The organism is Curtobacterium sp. USHLN213, from assembly GCF_037144815.1.
In the GTDB taxonomy this organism is placed as follows: domain Bacteria; phylum Actinomycetota; class Actinomycetes; order Actinomycetales; family Microbacteriaceae; genus Curtobacterium.
Genome location: NZ_JBBCYQ010000016.1, coordinates 29160 through 42353, shown reverse-complemented (window position 1 = coordinate 42353; position 13194 = coordinate 29160). Strand labels below are relative to the sequence as shown.

Annotated in this window: 13 protein-coding genes; 12 read left to right on the top strand and 1 reads right to left on the bottom strand. The window is 71.5% G+C overall.

From position 1 onward, the window contains the following. The first annotated feature begins 2 nt into the window (after positions 1–2). The 11 genes from WFH25_RS17920 (at position 3) to csrA (ending at position 9394) form a co-directional block, all read left to right on the top strand. Entirely contained in the window at positions 3–932 is a 930-nt protein-coding gene (locus WFH25_RS17920; protein ID WP_336698845.1) for an OmpA/MotB family protein, read from the top strand. Between the two features lie 68 nt (positions 933–1000). After that, on the top strand, positions 1001–1879 hold the full coding sequence (locus tag WFH25_RS17915; RefSeq protein ID WP_083403170.1) for a flagellar motor switch protein FliM: 879 nt from the start codon (positions 1001–1003) through the stop codon (positions 1877–1879). Continuing rightward, positions 1876–2592, top strand: coding sequence for a flagellar motor switch protein FliN (gene fliN, locus WFH25_RS17910; RefSeq protein WP_309779507.1), 717 nt, complete (start codon positions 1876–1878; stop codon positions 2590–2592). Before WFH25_RS17915 ends, fliN begins: the two co-directional genes overlap by 4 nt. An 8-nt stretch (positions 2593–2600) precedes the next feature. Further along, positions 2601–3134, top strand: coding sequence for a FliO/MopB family protein (locus WFH25_RS17905; protein WP_071294622.1), 534 nt, complete (start codon positions 2601–2603; stop codon positions 3132–3134). Beyond that, positions 3131–3952 (top strand): flagellar type III secretion system pore protein FliP, encoded by an 822-nt coding sequence (gene fliP, locus WFH25_RS17900; protein WP_336698841.1) that lies wholly within the window; start codon positions 3131–3133, stop codon positions 3950–3952. The genes WFH25_RS17905 and fliP overlap by 4 nt, the downstream gene beginning before the upstream one ends. Continuing rightward, positions 3952–4227: a flagellar biosynthesis protein FliQ gene (gene fliQ, locus WFH25_RS17895; RefSeq protein ID WP_070418905.1), complete on the top strand. Its 276-nt coding sequence runs from the start codon at positions 3952–3954 to the stop codon at positions 4225–4227. The genes fliP and fliQ overlap by 1 nt, the downstream gene beginning before the upstream one ends. Continuing rightward, the gene (locus tag WFH25_RS17890; RefSeq protein WP_070418906.1) at positions 4227–4985 is read left to right on the top strand and encodes a flagellar biosynthetic protein FliR; all 759 of its coding nucleotides are present in this window, start codon (positions 4227–4229) and stop codon (positions 4983–4985) included. The genes fliQ and WFH25_RS17890 overlap by 1 nt, the downstream gene beginning before the upstream one ends. A gap of 4 nt (positions 4986–4989) precedes the next feature. Further along, a complete protein-coding gene (locus WFH25_RS17885; protein ID WP_071301625.1) occupies positions 4990–6171 on the top strand; it encodes an EscU/YscU/HrcU family type III secretion system export apparatus switch protein in 1182 nt (393 codons plus the stop codon). Then, positions 6168–8222 (top strand): flagellar biosynthesis protein FlhA, encoded by a 2055-nt coding sequence (locus tag WFH25_RS17880; RefSeq protein WP_092387222.1) that lies wholly within the window; start codon positions 6168–6170, stop codon positions 8220–8222. The genes WFH25_RS17885 and WFH25_RS17880 overlap by 4 nt, the downstream gene beginning before the upstream one ends. Beyond that, positions 8197–9129 (top strand): hypothetical protein, encoded by a 933-nt coding sequence (locus WFH25_RS17875; RefSeq protein WP_336698840.1) that lies wholly within the window; start codon positions 8197–8199, stop codon positions 9127–9129. The genes WFH25_RS17880 and WFH25_RS17875 overlap by 26 nt, the downstream gene beginning before the upstream one ends. A gap of 4 nt (positions 9130–9133) precedes the next feature. After that, positions 9134–9394: a carbon storage regulator CsrA gene (gene csrA, locus WFH25_RS17870; RefSeq protein ID WP_070418910.1), complete on the top strand. Its 261-nt coding sequence runs from the start codon at positions 9134–9136 to the stop codon at positions 9392–9394. A gap of 20 nt (positions 9395–9414) precedes the next feature. Here csrA and WFH25_RS17865 read toward each other — a convergent pair whose 3' ends face one another. Next, positions 9415–11505: an acyl-CoA dehydrogenase family protein gene (locus tag WFH25_RS17865; RefSeq protein WP_336698838.1), complete on the bottom strand. Its 2091-nt coding sequence runs from the start codon at positions 11503–11505 to the stop codon at positions 9415–9417. Between the two features lie 205 nt (positions 11506–11710). Between WFH25_RS17865 and WFH25_RS17860 the strand changes: the two genes are divergently transcribed. Next, the gene (locus tag WFH25_RS17860; RefSeq protein WP_336698837.1) at positions 11711–13174 is read left to right on the top strand and encodes a peptide MFS transporter; all 1464 of its coding nucleotides are present in this window, start codon (positions 11711–11713) and stop codon (positions 13172–13174) included. The last annotated feature ends 20 nt before the right edge of the window (positions 13175–13194 follow it).

Here is a 13194-nt window from a genome sequence, read left to right as displayed (position 1 = left end):
CGATGAGCGCCAACCCCCGCGGGCGCGGTCGTGGACGGTCGAAGAAGTCGCACGACGAGGCCGAGCACCCCGACGAGCGCTGGATGGCCTCGTACATGGACATGATCACCGTGCTGATGTGCATGTTCCTCGTGCTCTTCGCGATGTCCACGGTCGACCAGCAGAAGTACATCCAGCTGAAGAACTCGCTCGCCACGGGCTTCGGCGAGGTGAAGTCGCAGAAGATCGACACCGCGTCGGGCACGGTCGTGACGAAGGACGAGGTCGAGGACGGCTCCGGGTACTCCGTCGACAAGTCCCAGGCAGACCACTCGACCGCGTCGTCCGGCACGAAGGACACCAACGTCGACCCGGCCTCCACCGTGGTGCCGACGACCGCGACGAAGGCCGACGTCGCCGCGGCGAAGAAGGAGCTCGACGACCTGCAGGCCATCGAGCAGGCGATCAAGGCGAACCTCGCGAAGGCCGGGCAGACGTCGAACGTGCAGTTCACGGTCGACGCCCGTGGGCTCACGGTCCGGCTCGTCGGCAGCGAGACGTACTTCACCACGAACAGCGCCGACCTGTCCGACCAGGCGAAGCGGATCATGGACGCCATCGCCCCGGTCCTGAAGACCAGCGGCCACGACGTCAGCGTCGAGGGCCACGCCGACCAGCGGAACTCCACCGCGCCGTACGCCACGAACTGGGAGCTGAGCGCCGCCCGCGCGACCGGGGTGCTCCGCGACCTCGTGGAACGCGGCGGGATGCCGGCCCAGCACATCCAGAGCGTCGGGTTCGGGTCGAGCCGTCCGCTGGCGAAGGGCGGAACGGACGCCGACCTCACGCTGAACCGGCGGGTCGACATCGTGGTGCTGTCGAACCAGGACCAGGACGTCAGCGCGCTGATGCCGGCCCTGGCGAAGGCACAGGACGGAGCACGAGCCGGCTGAGCGCACCACCGCCCCAGAACGGGGCACAGCACTGACGGGTGCTCCACAGCGGACCGATAGACGCACCCGTGACCGAGACCCTGCCAGCGCCCGAGGTGTACGACTTCGCGCGCCCGTCGACGCTCGCCCGCGAGCACGCCCGGGTCCTCGAGCTCGCCTTCGAGACCTTCGCGCGCCAGTGGGGCACCCAGCTGACGGCGAAGGTCCGCGCGGTGAGCCAGGTCACGTGCGAGCAGGTCCAGATGACGACGTACGACGAGTACGCCGCCTCGCTGCCCGCGCTCACCGGCATGGTGCTGCTCCCCATCGCGGACGTCGTCCCGAAGGGCGTGCTGCAGGTCCCGCTCGACGCCGCGCTCACCTGGGTCTCGCACGCGCTCGGCGCCTCGAAGCCGCTCCCGACGCCGGACCGGACGTTCACCCCGATCGAGCAGGCGCTCGTCCGCAAGATCGTCGAGGACGCCCTCGACGACCTCCGCTACTCGTTCGGCGGCCTGCTCGCGCACGACGTCACCGCCGGCGGCTTCCAGTTCAACTCGCAGTTCGCCCAGGCCGCCCAGAAGGGCGACCTCATGATCGTCGCCTCGTTCACGATCCGCGTGGGGGAGCGCGTCGCCCCCGGCACGCTCGCGCTGCCGGCCGACGCCGTCCTGCCGCAGCTCGGCGAGGCCGCCGCCCACGTCACCCCCGCCGACGCCCGCGCCCTCGTCGACGCGCAGCTCGCCGGCGTCCCGGTCGGCGTCAGCCTGCGGTTCGCCCCGGCGACGGTGCTGCCGTCGCAGGTCCTGCGCCTCGCCGTCGGCGACGTGCTGCCGCTGCCGCACCCGCAGCACCGCCCCCTCACCATCGCGGTCGACGGCGAGCCCGTCGGCACCGCCGCCGTCGGCGCGAACGGCTCGCGCCTCGCCGGCATCGTCGTCACCACCACATCGGAGCAGCCCGCATGACCGTCACGACCACCCTCCACACGCAGGCGGCCGAGGCACTCGCCGCGCAGCTCCCGACGGCCGCTCCGCTCGCAGCGGTGGCGGTCCCGGGAGGCGCGACCCCCGTCGCCCTCGAGGCGGCCGGTGACGCGGTGGTCGCGTCCTTCGTCGGCGGCCTGTCGGCCGACCTCGTCCTCGTGCTCACCGACCTCGAGGCCGTCGTCGCCGCGGGCGGCACCGACCACGGGATCGTCGACGTGACCGACGTGCTCCGTCCGTCCCTCGAGGCCGCCGCCGGTGTCCTCGGCGTCGGCGTCCTCGGCGAGGCTCGGCGCGAGTCGGCCTCGGCGCTCCTGGCCGACCCGGACGCGGTCGTGTTCGAGCTGACCGCCGGTGGCGTCCCCGGCGGTTGGTTCGCGCTGCGCGTCCGCGAGAACGGCACCGTGTCCGCACCGGCCGCCGCGGCACCGACGACGAGCCTGCCCGCCGGGAACCTCGGCCGGATCAACAACGTCGAGATGACCCTGACCGTCGAGATCGGCCGCACCCGGATGTCCGTGCGCGACGTGCTCGGCATGGAGCCCGGCGCGGTCGTCGAACTCGACCGCAGCGCCGGAGCCCCGGCCGACGTCCTGCTCAACGGCCGGCTCATCGCCCACGGCGAGGTCGTCGTCGTCGACCAGGACTACGCCGTCCGGATCACGAAGATCCTCGACGTCGCCGAGAGCGTCTGAGCCCCGACGTGGACACCGCCGTCATCGTCCTCCGCGTCGCGCTCTCGCTCGGCGTCGTGCTCGCCCTGATGTGGGTGCTGCACCGTCGCGTCGCGAAGAGCGGCCTGGGTGCGGGCAAGGCCAAGGGCCGCCGCTCGGCGTCGGTCGAGGTCGTCGGCCGCCAGGGCATCGGCGGCAAGGCGAGCGTCGTCGTCGTCGACGTCGAGGGCGAGCGCCTCGTGCTCGGTGTCTCCGAGCACGGTGTCGCCCTGCTCACTAGCGGGCAGGCGCCGGCGCCGGAACTCACGATCGTGACCGGGCCGGTGACGCTGCCGGTGCGTCCGACCCCGTCGGCCGACCGCTTCCGTCAGGAACTGGAGCAGCAGACGGCAGCTGAGCCGTCCCTCCCGTCCGACGCGGCGCAGCCGCTGCCCATGCGTCCCCGCAACCGCCGCTCGCAGCGCACCACGCTGCCCACGGCGCAGCAGCTGCAGGGGTCGATCCTGTCCGCCGACACCTGGCGGCAGGCCGCCTCGGCGCTCCGGAACCGGCGGGCCGGGTGACCGCGGCCCGCACCGGACGCCTGATCGCCCTCCTCCTGCTGGGGGTGACGATCGTCGCCGGCTTCCTCATGCTCACGGCGACCGGCGCCCACGCGGCCGGTGTCGTGCAGCCGACCGCCCCCGCCACGCCCACGCCGCAGTCGACCGGTGACTTCAGCGTCAGCGTGAACGGCCCGGACGGCACCCCGTCGTCCGCCGTCGTCACCCTGATCGGGATCACCCTGCTCAGCGTCGCACCGGCCCTCATGCTGATGATGACGTCGTTCACGAAGATCTTCGTGGTGCTCGCGATGACGCGGAACGCCCTCGCGCTGCAGTCCATCCCGCCGAACCAGGTGCTGGCCGGCCTCGCGCTGTTCCTGTCGCTCTTCGTGATGGCACCGGTCCTCGGGCACATCAACGACGACGCCCTGCAGCCGTACCTCGCCGGTCACCTCGACTTCACCCAGGCGGTCGAGATCGGGACGAAGCCACTGCGGACCTTCATGCTGCACCAGACGCGTGAGGAGGACGTGGCGCTCATCACCCGTGCCGCCGGTCAGGACAACCCGAAGTCGATGGCCGACGTGCCGATGACGACGGTGATCCCCGCGTTCGTGATCTCCGAGCTCCGCAGCGCCTTCATCATCGGGTTCGTCATCTTCATCCCGTTCCTGGTCATCGACCTCGTCGTCTCCGCGGCGCTCATGTCGATGGGCATGATGATGCTCCCGCCGGTCATGATCTCGCTCCCGTTCAAGATCCTGCTGTTCGTCCTCGTCGACGGGTGGGGGCTCATCATCAAGTCCCTCATCGAGAGCTACCAGGTGGTGCACTGATGAACCAGCAGGCCGTCATCGACCTCACGCTCCAGGCGCTCCTGGTGTCGGCGAAGCTCGCCGCGCCCGTGCTCGTGACGTCGCTCGTCGTGGGCTTCGCGATCTCGCTGTTCCAGTCGGTCACGCAGATCCAGGAGGTCACGCTCTCCTTCGTGCCGAAGGCCGTCGCCGTCGCGATCGCCCTGGTCGTCTGCGGCAACTGGATGATCTCGGAGATGGTCGGGTTCACGCACGTCGCGTTCGACATGATCCCGAAGCTCTTGGGAACGGCCTGATGGAGCTGTCGATCGACGGCGACCGCCTCGAGGCGACGATGCTCGCCGGCGTCCGCCTCGTCGCGTTCTTCGTCATCGCGCCGCCGTTCTCGTACCGCGCGTTCCCCGCGACGGTGAAGGTGATCCTCGGCATCGGGCTGGCGATCGGCGTCGCCCCGCGCGTCGCGGTCGGGTACGAGTCGCTCGACACCGGACCGTTCCTGCTCGCGCTCCTGACGCAGCTCCTCGTCGGACTCGCCCTCGGGTTCCTCGTGTTCCTCGTGTTCGCCGCCGTGCAGTCGGCCGGTGCGCTCATCGACCTGTTCGGCGGGTTCACGCTGGCGCAGGCCTTCGACCCGCAGTCGCAGGTGAACGGCGCCCAGTTCACGCGGCTGTTCCAGATGGCGGCGCTCGCACTGCTGTTCGCCTCGGGCGGGTACCAGCTCATCGTCGCCGGACTCGTGCGCTCCTTCGACGCGGTGCCGCTGACCGGCACGTTCGACCTCGGCGGCCTGGCGTCCGTGCTCGTCACCGCGCTCACGCAGATGTTCCTGTCGTCGCTGCAGATCGCCGGGCCCCTCGTGGTGGTGCTCTTCCTCGCCGACGTCGGCCTGGGCTTGCTCACGCGCGTCGCCCCGGCGCTCAACGCCTTCCAGATGGGCTTCCCGATCAAGATCGGGCTGACCGTCGTCTTCGCCGGCGCGCTCTTCATGGCCCTGCCGTCCGTCGTCTCGTCCCTCACCGGCGACGCGGTGGCCGCGATCACGGGACGGGGGTGACGACGTGTCCGACAGCGGAGAACGCTCCGAGCAGGCGACCCAGAAGCGCATGCGCGAGGTCCACCAGAAGGGCCAGATCGGGCGGTCGCAGGACCTCGGTGCGTGGATCGGGATCGCGGTCGCGGCGCTCATGATGCCGTCCGCGATCGGCAACGCCGCCGCCGCGGGCTCCGAGCAGCTCCGAGCCGTGCAGCGCGTCATCGCCGACCCGACGATCGGCACCATGAACGCCGTGTTCCACGAGGCCCTCGGCTCGCTCGGCGGGACCCTCGGCCCGATGCTCGGGGTCGTCGCCGTCGCCGTGCTCGCCGCAGCGGTCGCGCAGGGCGGCGTGCACGTCCGGAAGCTGGCCCCGCAGCCCGAGCACTTCGACCCGATCCAGGGCCTGAAGCGGGTGTTCGGCACCCAGGCGCTCTGGAACGGGTGCAAGGCGCTCCTCAAGACCGCCGTCGTCGGCCTCGTCCTCTGGATGGCCGTGCAGGCACTCGTCCCCGTCCTCATGACGAGCGGATCGCTCCCGCTGTCCGCCGTGCTCGACGCCGCGGCCGCCGGGACCGGCACCCTGCTCCGGGCGGCGATCGTCGCCGGCCTGGTCCTCGCCGCGCTCGACGTCTTCGTCGTGATCCGCCGCAACCGCAAGCGCACGATGATGACCAAGCGCGAGGTCAAGGACGAGAACAAGCACGCCGAGGGCGACCCGCTCGTGAAGTCCCAGCGCCGGTCCCGACAGCTCGCGATGAGCCGGAACCGGATGGTGCAGGCGATCGGCACCGCGGACGTCGTGATGACGAACCCGACGCACTACGCCGTCGCGCTGTCGTACGAGCCGGGGAAGTCCGCGCCGCGCGTCGTGGCGAAGGGCGCCGGTCCGGTCGCGGCGATGATCCGTGACAAGGCGCTCGAGGCCCGGGTGCCGATCGTCCAGGACGTCCCGCTCACCCGTGCGCTGCACGCCGCGTGCGAGCTCGGGCAGGAGGTGCCGGTCGACCTCTACACGCCGGTCGCCCGCGTGCTGTCGTTCGTCATGGCGCTCAAGGCCAGGGGAGCGGCGGCCGGGACGCACGCCCCGCCGCGGCCGACCACCCCGGACGAGGTCGCGACGGTCATCGACCCGGCCACGATCAGCGGGGACCTCCGGCCCCGCAAGCTCCGCCCGAACTCGACTCCCGAAGGGGTGCCCGCATGAACCGCAAGGACCTGCCGAAGCTCGTCGTCCCGGTCTTCATCGTCGGCATCATCCTGCTGCTGATCCTGCCGGTGCCGTCCTTCCTGCTCGACTTCCTCATCATCTGCAACATCCTGCTGGCGCTGGTGATCCTGCTCACGACGCTGTTCGTGAAGAAGCCGCTCGACTTCTCGGTGTTCCCGTCGCTGCTGCTCGTCGCGACGTTGTTCCGGCTCGGCCTCAACGTGGCGTCGACCCGGCTCGTCCTGGGCGAGGGGTTCGCCGGCGACGTCATCCAGGCGTTCGGCCACGTGGCGGTCTCCGGCTCGATCATCATCGGCGCGGTGATCTTCCTGATCCTCGTCGTCATCCAGTTCGTCGTCGTGACGAAGGGCGCCGAGCGCGTCGCCGAGGTCGGGGCACGGTTCACCCTCGACGCGATGCCCGGCAAGCAGATGGCGATCGACGCGGACCTCAACGCGGGGCTCATCACCGACGCCCAGGCGAAGGAACGCCGTGCCGCCGTGTCCGCCGAGGCCGACTTCTACGGTGCCATGGACGGTGCGTCGAAGTTCGTCAAGGGCGACGCGATCGCCGGCATCCTCATCATCGTCATCAACCTCGTCGGCGGCATCGCCATCGGGATGGTGCAGAACGGGCTGTCGATCACCGACGCCCTGTCGAAGTACGGCATCCTGACCATCGGCGACGGGCTGGTCACGCAGATCCCGGCGCTCCTCATGGCGGTGTCGACGGGCATGATCGTCACCCGCTCCGGCGCCGAGACCGAGATCGGTACCTCGGCCTCGCAGCAGCTCACCCAGTCGCGGAACGCCCTCGTGATCGCGGGCGTGGCGGCGATCGCGATGGGGTTCATCCCCGGCATGCCGATCGTCCCGTTCCTGGTCATCGGCGCCACGCTGCTCATCATCGGGTGGCGCCTCGGGCAGAACACCAAGCGCGAGGAGGCGGCCGTCGCCCAGCAGCAGGCCATGGAGGCCGCCGCGCCGAGCGCCGACACCCCCGAGGACCTCATCGAGCAGATGCGCGTGCACGCCCTCGAGATCCTGCTCGCGCCCGACCTGGTCGACATGGTGTCCGGCGCCTCGGACGACCTGCTCGGCCGCGTCCGGGCACTCCGCCGGAAGATCGCGATCGACATGGGGATCGTCGTCCCGCCCGTCCGGACCCGCGACAGCATCGAGCTCCCGCCGTCGACCTACGCCATCCGCATCGCCGGCGTCGAGGCCGGCCGGGGCACCGCACCGTCGCGCAGCGTGCTCGCGCTCGGCGACCACCTCGAGGGGCTCCCCGGGGAGACCACCGTCGAACCGGTGTTCGGCCTCGCCGGCAAGTGGGTCCCCGCCGAGCTCCGGCACGCCGCCGAGATGACCGGCGCGACCGTCATCGACCGCGTCTCCGTGCTCGTCACGCACCTGCAGGCGATCATCGGCGACAACGCCGCGCGGCTCCTCACCCGCGAGGACGTCAAGGTCCTCACCGAGGGCGTCAAGCAGGTCAACCCCGCGGCCGTCGAGGAGCTCGTCCCCGGGATGCTCTCGCTCGCCGAGCTGCAGCGGGTCCTGCAGGGCCTGCTCGCCGAACGGGTCCCGATCAACGACCTCGGCCGGATCTGCGAGGGCCTCACGCTCCGCGCGAAGGTGTCGACCGACCCGGAGGGGCTCGTCGAGGCCGCCCGCGCTGCACTCGGCCCCGCGCTGCCCGCCCGGTACCTCGACGCCGGCACGCTCCGGGTCATCATGATCGACCCGCTGCTCGAGCAGTCGATGCTCGAGGGGCTCCGGCCGTCCGAGCAGGGGACCCAGATCGTCCTCGACGCCCATCGCATCGAGCAGGTCCTCGGGTCGCTCCGCGAGGCCGTCCGCTCCGTCGAGGACCAGGGGATCTCCGCCGTCCTCGTCTGCGCCCCGCAGCTCCGCCCGGCCGTGCACCGCATGGTCTCCGCGCAGTCGAACGGCCTGCCGGTGCTCTCCTACCAGGAGGCCACCGCCGCGGGCTCCACCATCGAGACCGTGGGAGTGGTCCGTGCCGCCGACCCGATTGCAGCGTAACGGCGCCACGCTCGACGAGCTCCGGGACGCCGTCCGCTCGGAGTTCGGACCGGGCGCACGCATCGTCGCCGCCGAGCGCGTCACCACACCGGGCATCGGCGGGCTGTTCCGCAAGGCGCACGTCGAGGCCACCGTCGAGGTCCCCGGCCCCGACGACGTCACCACCGCGCGCGTCGCCATCGCCGACTCTCCGGTGCAGCGGGTGGGCATCGCCGCGCTCCTGGCCGACGCCGAAGCCGCGGAGGCGCGCATCGCCGGCCACGACGGCACCGCGTCCACGCGGGCCGACGCGTTCGCGTCGGTGCTCGACGGCTTCGTCGCCGACGGGATCACGGGGAGCGCCCCGCGCCCGACGCGTGCACTGCCGGAGGCGGGGGCGGAGGAGCCGGGTGGGTCGCGCCTCCTGGACGTGCCCGGTCCGTCGGTCGTTCCTGGAGGGACGGCTCGGCTCGTCGACGACGTCGTGGCCGAGCAGCTGGTCGCCGCCACCGCACCCACACGGCCCGCCCCGTCGGTCCGGTCCGCCGACGGCGACCTCGTGCTGCTCGTCGGGCGTCCGAACGACGTGGACGCGGCCGCCGGGATCTTCGCGACCCGGCACGCACTCCGGCCGACCGACGCGGCCGACCGGCGGAGCGGGATCCTCGCCCGGGCCGAGGGCGTCCGCGACGGGTACGCGCTGCTCGCGGTCGCCGCCTGGGACGACGTCGCGACGGCCGCCGGACTCGCACCCGACCAGGTCTGGGTCGTCGTGGACGTCGGTCGGAAGCACGAGGACTCGGTCCGCATGCTCGCCGCCGTCGCCGACCGGGCCCACGTGGCCGGGATCGTGGCGATCGGCGCGGGGGAGACCGCCACGCCGGAGTCGGTGCACCTGCTGGGAGTCCCCGTCGTGTCGCTAGGCTGAACGGGTGCTGGTACTCACGCGGAAGGTCGGCGAGCGGATCCTCGTCGGTGACGACATCGTCATCACGGTGCTCGACAGCCGCGGGGACGGCGTCCGGATCGGTATCGACGCGCCTCGCGGGGTGAAGATCCAGCGCGAGGAGGTCGTGCGCGCGGTGACCGAGGCCAACGCCGAGGCCGCTGCCGCTGCTGCCGGCGCCGGGGACGACGCCGAGGCGCGGCTCCGCCGGGCCCTCGAGGACCGCGGGCCCGCCGGCGACGCCTGACGCGCGCCCCACGTCCAGCGCTAGGCGCGGGGCTTCTTCTCCTGCTCGGGGAGGCGACCCGCGGCCGCCTCGGCGGCGAACCACGCCTGCGCCTCGTCCTGCCGGGCCTGCTCGGCACCGAGCGCGATCGGTGCACGGACGTGGCCGGCCTCGTACCCGAACGAGTCGAGCAGCTGCGGGATGACCGGCCGGACCCGGGCGACGAGGCGGTCGATGTACGCCGAGACCGCCCGCGCCCGCTGCGCCGTGATGCGCCCGTGCATGAGGTACCAGTCGAGGTGCTGCTCCAGCAGGCCGAGGGCGAACAGGTCGCGGAGCCAGACGAGCACGCGGCGGGTGTCTCCCGGCGGGACCTCGTCGATGGCCTCGGTGAAGGCCTCCCACTGCATGAGCTCCGCGTGGGCCTTGGCCGCCTCGATGAGCTCGTGCTGCGAGCGGTTGAGCAGTCGGGCGCCGCGTGCGCGGTCCTTGCCGGCCGACGCGAGGCGCATGCCGATCTCGGTGACCATCGTGTCGACGCGGCCGGCGAGCAGGTCGCGCTGCGTCTTGGCGTCCTGCAGGTCCGTGACGGACGCGGCGAGCGAGCCGCGGTCGGTCATGGTCTGCCCGAGGCGCCGGAGGCCGGTGGCGTCGGCGAGCTTCGTGGCCGCCTGGGCCGCCACGAACTTCGCGGTCGACGCCGGGTCCTTCGGCGCCTTCGCGCGGAAGTCGGTGAGCAGGCGCTTGCCGACGAGCTGGAGCAGCACGGTGTTGTCGCCCTCGAACGTCACGTAGACGTCGAGGTCGGCGCGGAGTCCGGTGAGGCGGTTCTCGGCGAGGAACCCGGCGCCACCGCAGGCTTCGCGGCACTCCTGGAGCGTGTCGAGGGCCGACCAGGTGGACATCGACTTGAAGGCCGCTGCCTGGGTCTCGAGGTCCTCGCGACGCTGCGGGGTGTCCTCACGCCCGCTGAACACGTCGTCGAAGGTGCGGAGGAGCTTCTCGTGGGCGAAGGACTGCGCGAACACCGTGGCGAGGCGGGGGATCAACCGGCGCTGGTGCCGGCCGTAGTCGAGCAGGACACCCTCGGTGCCGTCGCCCGTCGGGAACTGGCGGCGCTGTGCCGCGTACGTCAGCGCGATCTCCAGGCCGATCTTCTGGGCGACGACGGCGGCGCCGTCGAGCGACACGCGGCCCTGCACGAGGGTGCCGAGCATGGTGAAGAAGCGGCGACCGGGCGAGGCGATCGGCGAGGAGTAGGTACCGTCCTCGGCGACGTCGCCGTAGCGGTTCAGCAGGTTGGTGCGGGGGACGCGCACGTGGTCGAAGTGCAGCCGGCCGTTGTCGATGCCGTTCAGGCCGCCCTTGTAGCCGTCGTCCTCGCCGCCGACACCGGGCAGGAACGCACCCGCGGCGTCGCGGAGCGGCACGTAGAACGCGTGGACGCCGTGGTCGACGCCCTGCGTCACGAGCTTCGCGAAGACGACGGCGGCCTTGCCGTGCAGGGCGGCGTTGCCGATGTAGTCCTTCCACGCGCCGCGGAAGGGCGTGTGGATCTCGAACTCCTGGGTCGCCGGGTCGTAGGTCGCCCGCGTGGCGATGCTCTGGACGTCCGAGCCGTGCCCGGTCTCCGTCATCGCGAAGCAGCCGGGGACCTCGAACGAGACGATGCCCGGCAGGAACTCGCGGTGGTTCCGTTCGGTGCCGAGGTGGTGCACGGCCGAGCCGAACAGCCCCCACTGCACGCCGGCCTTGATCTGCATCGAGGGGTCGGCCGTGGTGAGCTCCTCGAACGCGGCGAGGTTGCCGCCGTGGTTGCTCGAGCCGCCGAACTCCTCGGGGTAGGGACGCTGGATCGCACCCGCGTCGACGAGGATGCGGAGCTGGTCGAGCGTCCGGGCGCGGGCGTCGGCGTAGGGCATGCCCTCGACCTTGTGCATCGCCGGGTCGAGTGCGAGTCGGCGCGAGGCTCGGCGGTCGTCCGCCCAACGGCCGAGCAGGTGCTCGGCGAGCAGGTCGACGTCGATCCGGACGTCGGTGTCCGTCCCGCCGGCGGGCGTGCCCGCGGCGGGGTCGCCGGCGGCGTCGGCCTTGGGCGTGTTCGTGCTGTGGACGGGTGCGGTGTCGACCATGGTCGGAGCCCTCCTGAACTGCTCTGTCCGGTGTTGCAGAACCCACGCTATTGATCGGACCCGCGAGTCGCGTGAACGCCGTCCGGGGCTGACAACGCGGGTGGCCCGTGGGTCGGCCGCGGTCGTGGGAACCCTCCAAACGATCGCGCCCGGCGTTCCTGAGGCGAGTTCAGCGATTCGGCGCGGCCCGGCTCCGAGGGGCAGAATGTGCGGCATGTCAGGTACCACCACGCCCGCACGCGGGCGGACCTTCTTCGGGCAGCCGTTCGAGTTGTCGACGCCGTTCGCCGTCGAGCTCTGGGAGCGGTTCTCGTTCTACGGGATGCAGGGCATCGTCCTCATCTACATGTACTACACGCTCTCGCAGGGCGGGCTGGGCATCGACAAGGGCGTCGCCAGCGGGATCATGGGTGCCTACGGCGGCGCCGTGTACCTGTTCACGATCATCGGGGCGTGGATCGCCGACCGGCTGCTCGGCGCGGACCGGACGTTGTTCGGCAGTGCCATCGTCGTGATGCTCGGGCACATCGCCCTCGCGCTCATCCCCGGTGTCGCGGGCGTCGGCGTCGGCCTCGTGCTCATCGCGCTGGGCTCCGGCGGACTCAAGGCCACGGCGACGACGATCGTCGGCGGGCTCTACAGCCGGGACGACCCCCGTCGTGACGCCGGCTTCTCGCTCTACTACCTCGGCGTGAACCTCGGGGCGTTCTTCGGTCCGCTCCTGACCGGCCTGCTGCAGAGCTCGCTCGGCTTCCACTACGGCTTCGGCCTGGCCGCGGTCGGCATGGCTGCCGGGCTCGTGCAGTACGCGATCCGCCGCCGCAAGCTGCCGGAGTCCGTGCGGCACGTCACGAACCCCGTCGACCGCCGTCGGCTCCCGCTCATCGGCGTGCTCGTCCTCGTGGCACTCGCGGTGATCGTGGTCGCCGTGCTGACCGGGCTCCTGAACGTCGACAACCTGCCCACCGTGGTCGTCGCCATCGTCATCCTCGCCACGATCGGGTACTTCGTGGTGATCCTCTCGAGCGGCATCACCGCGCAGGAGCGGTCGCGCGTGTTCGCCTTCATCCCCTTGTTCATCGGCAGTGCGGTGTTCTGGTCGCTGTACCAGCAGCAGTTCACCGTCGTGACCGTCTACTCCGACGAGCGCCTCGACCGGTCCCTGTTCGGCTGGGAGATGCCGGTCTCGTGGGTGCAGTCGATCAACCCGGTCTTCATCATCGTGCTGTCCGGTGTGTTCGCGGCGATCTGGACGAAGCTCGGCGACCGTCAGCCGTCCACCCCGACGAAGTTCGCCCTCGGCACCGGCATCATGGGCGTCGCGTTCCTGCTCTTCCTGCCCTTCGTCGGCACCGGGCAGAACGGCACGCCGCTGCTCGCCCTCGTCGGGATCCTGCTCGTCTTCACGATCGCCGAGCTCCTGCTGTCGCCGGTGGGCCAGTCGGTGGCCACGAAGCTCGCACCGCCGAAGTTCCAGACGCAGATGGTGGCCCTGTTCTTCCTGTCGGTGTCGCTCGGCACCGCCGTCACGGGGGTGCTCTCGCAGTACTACGACCCGACGGACGAGGCGCCGTACTTCGCCGTCCTCGGGCTCGTCGCCGTCGCGGTCGGGGTCGTCCTGCTCGTCCTCGCCAAGCCGGTGCTGAAGCTCATGCGCGGCATCCGCTAACCTGAGGGCAGCCAGACCGG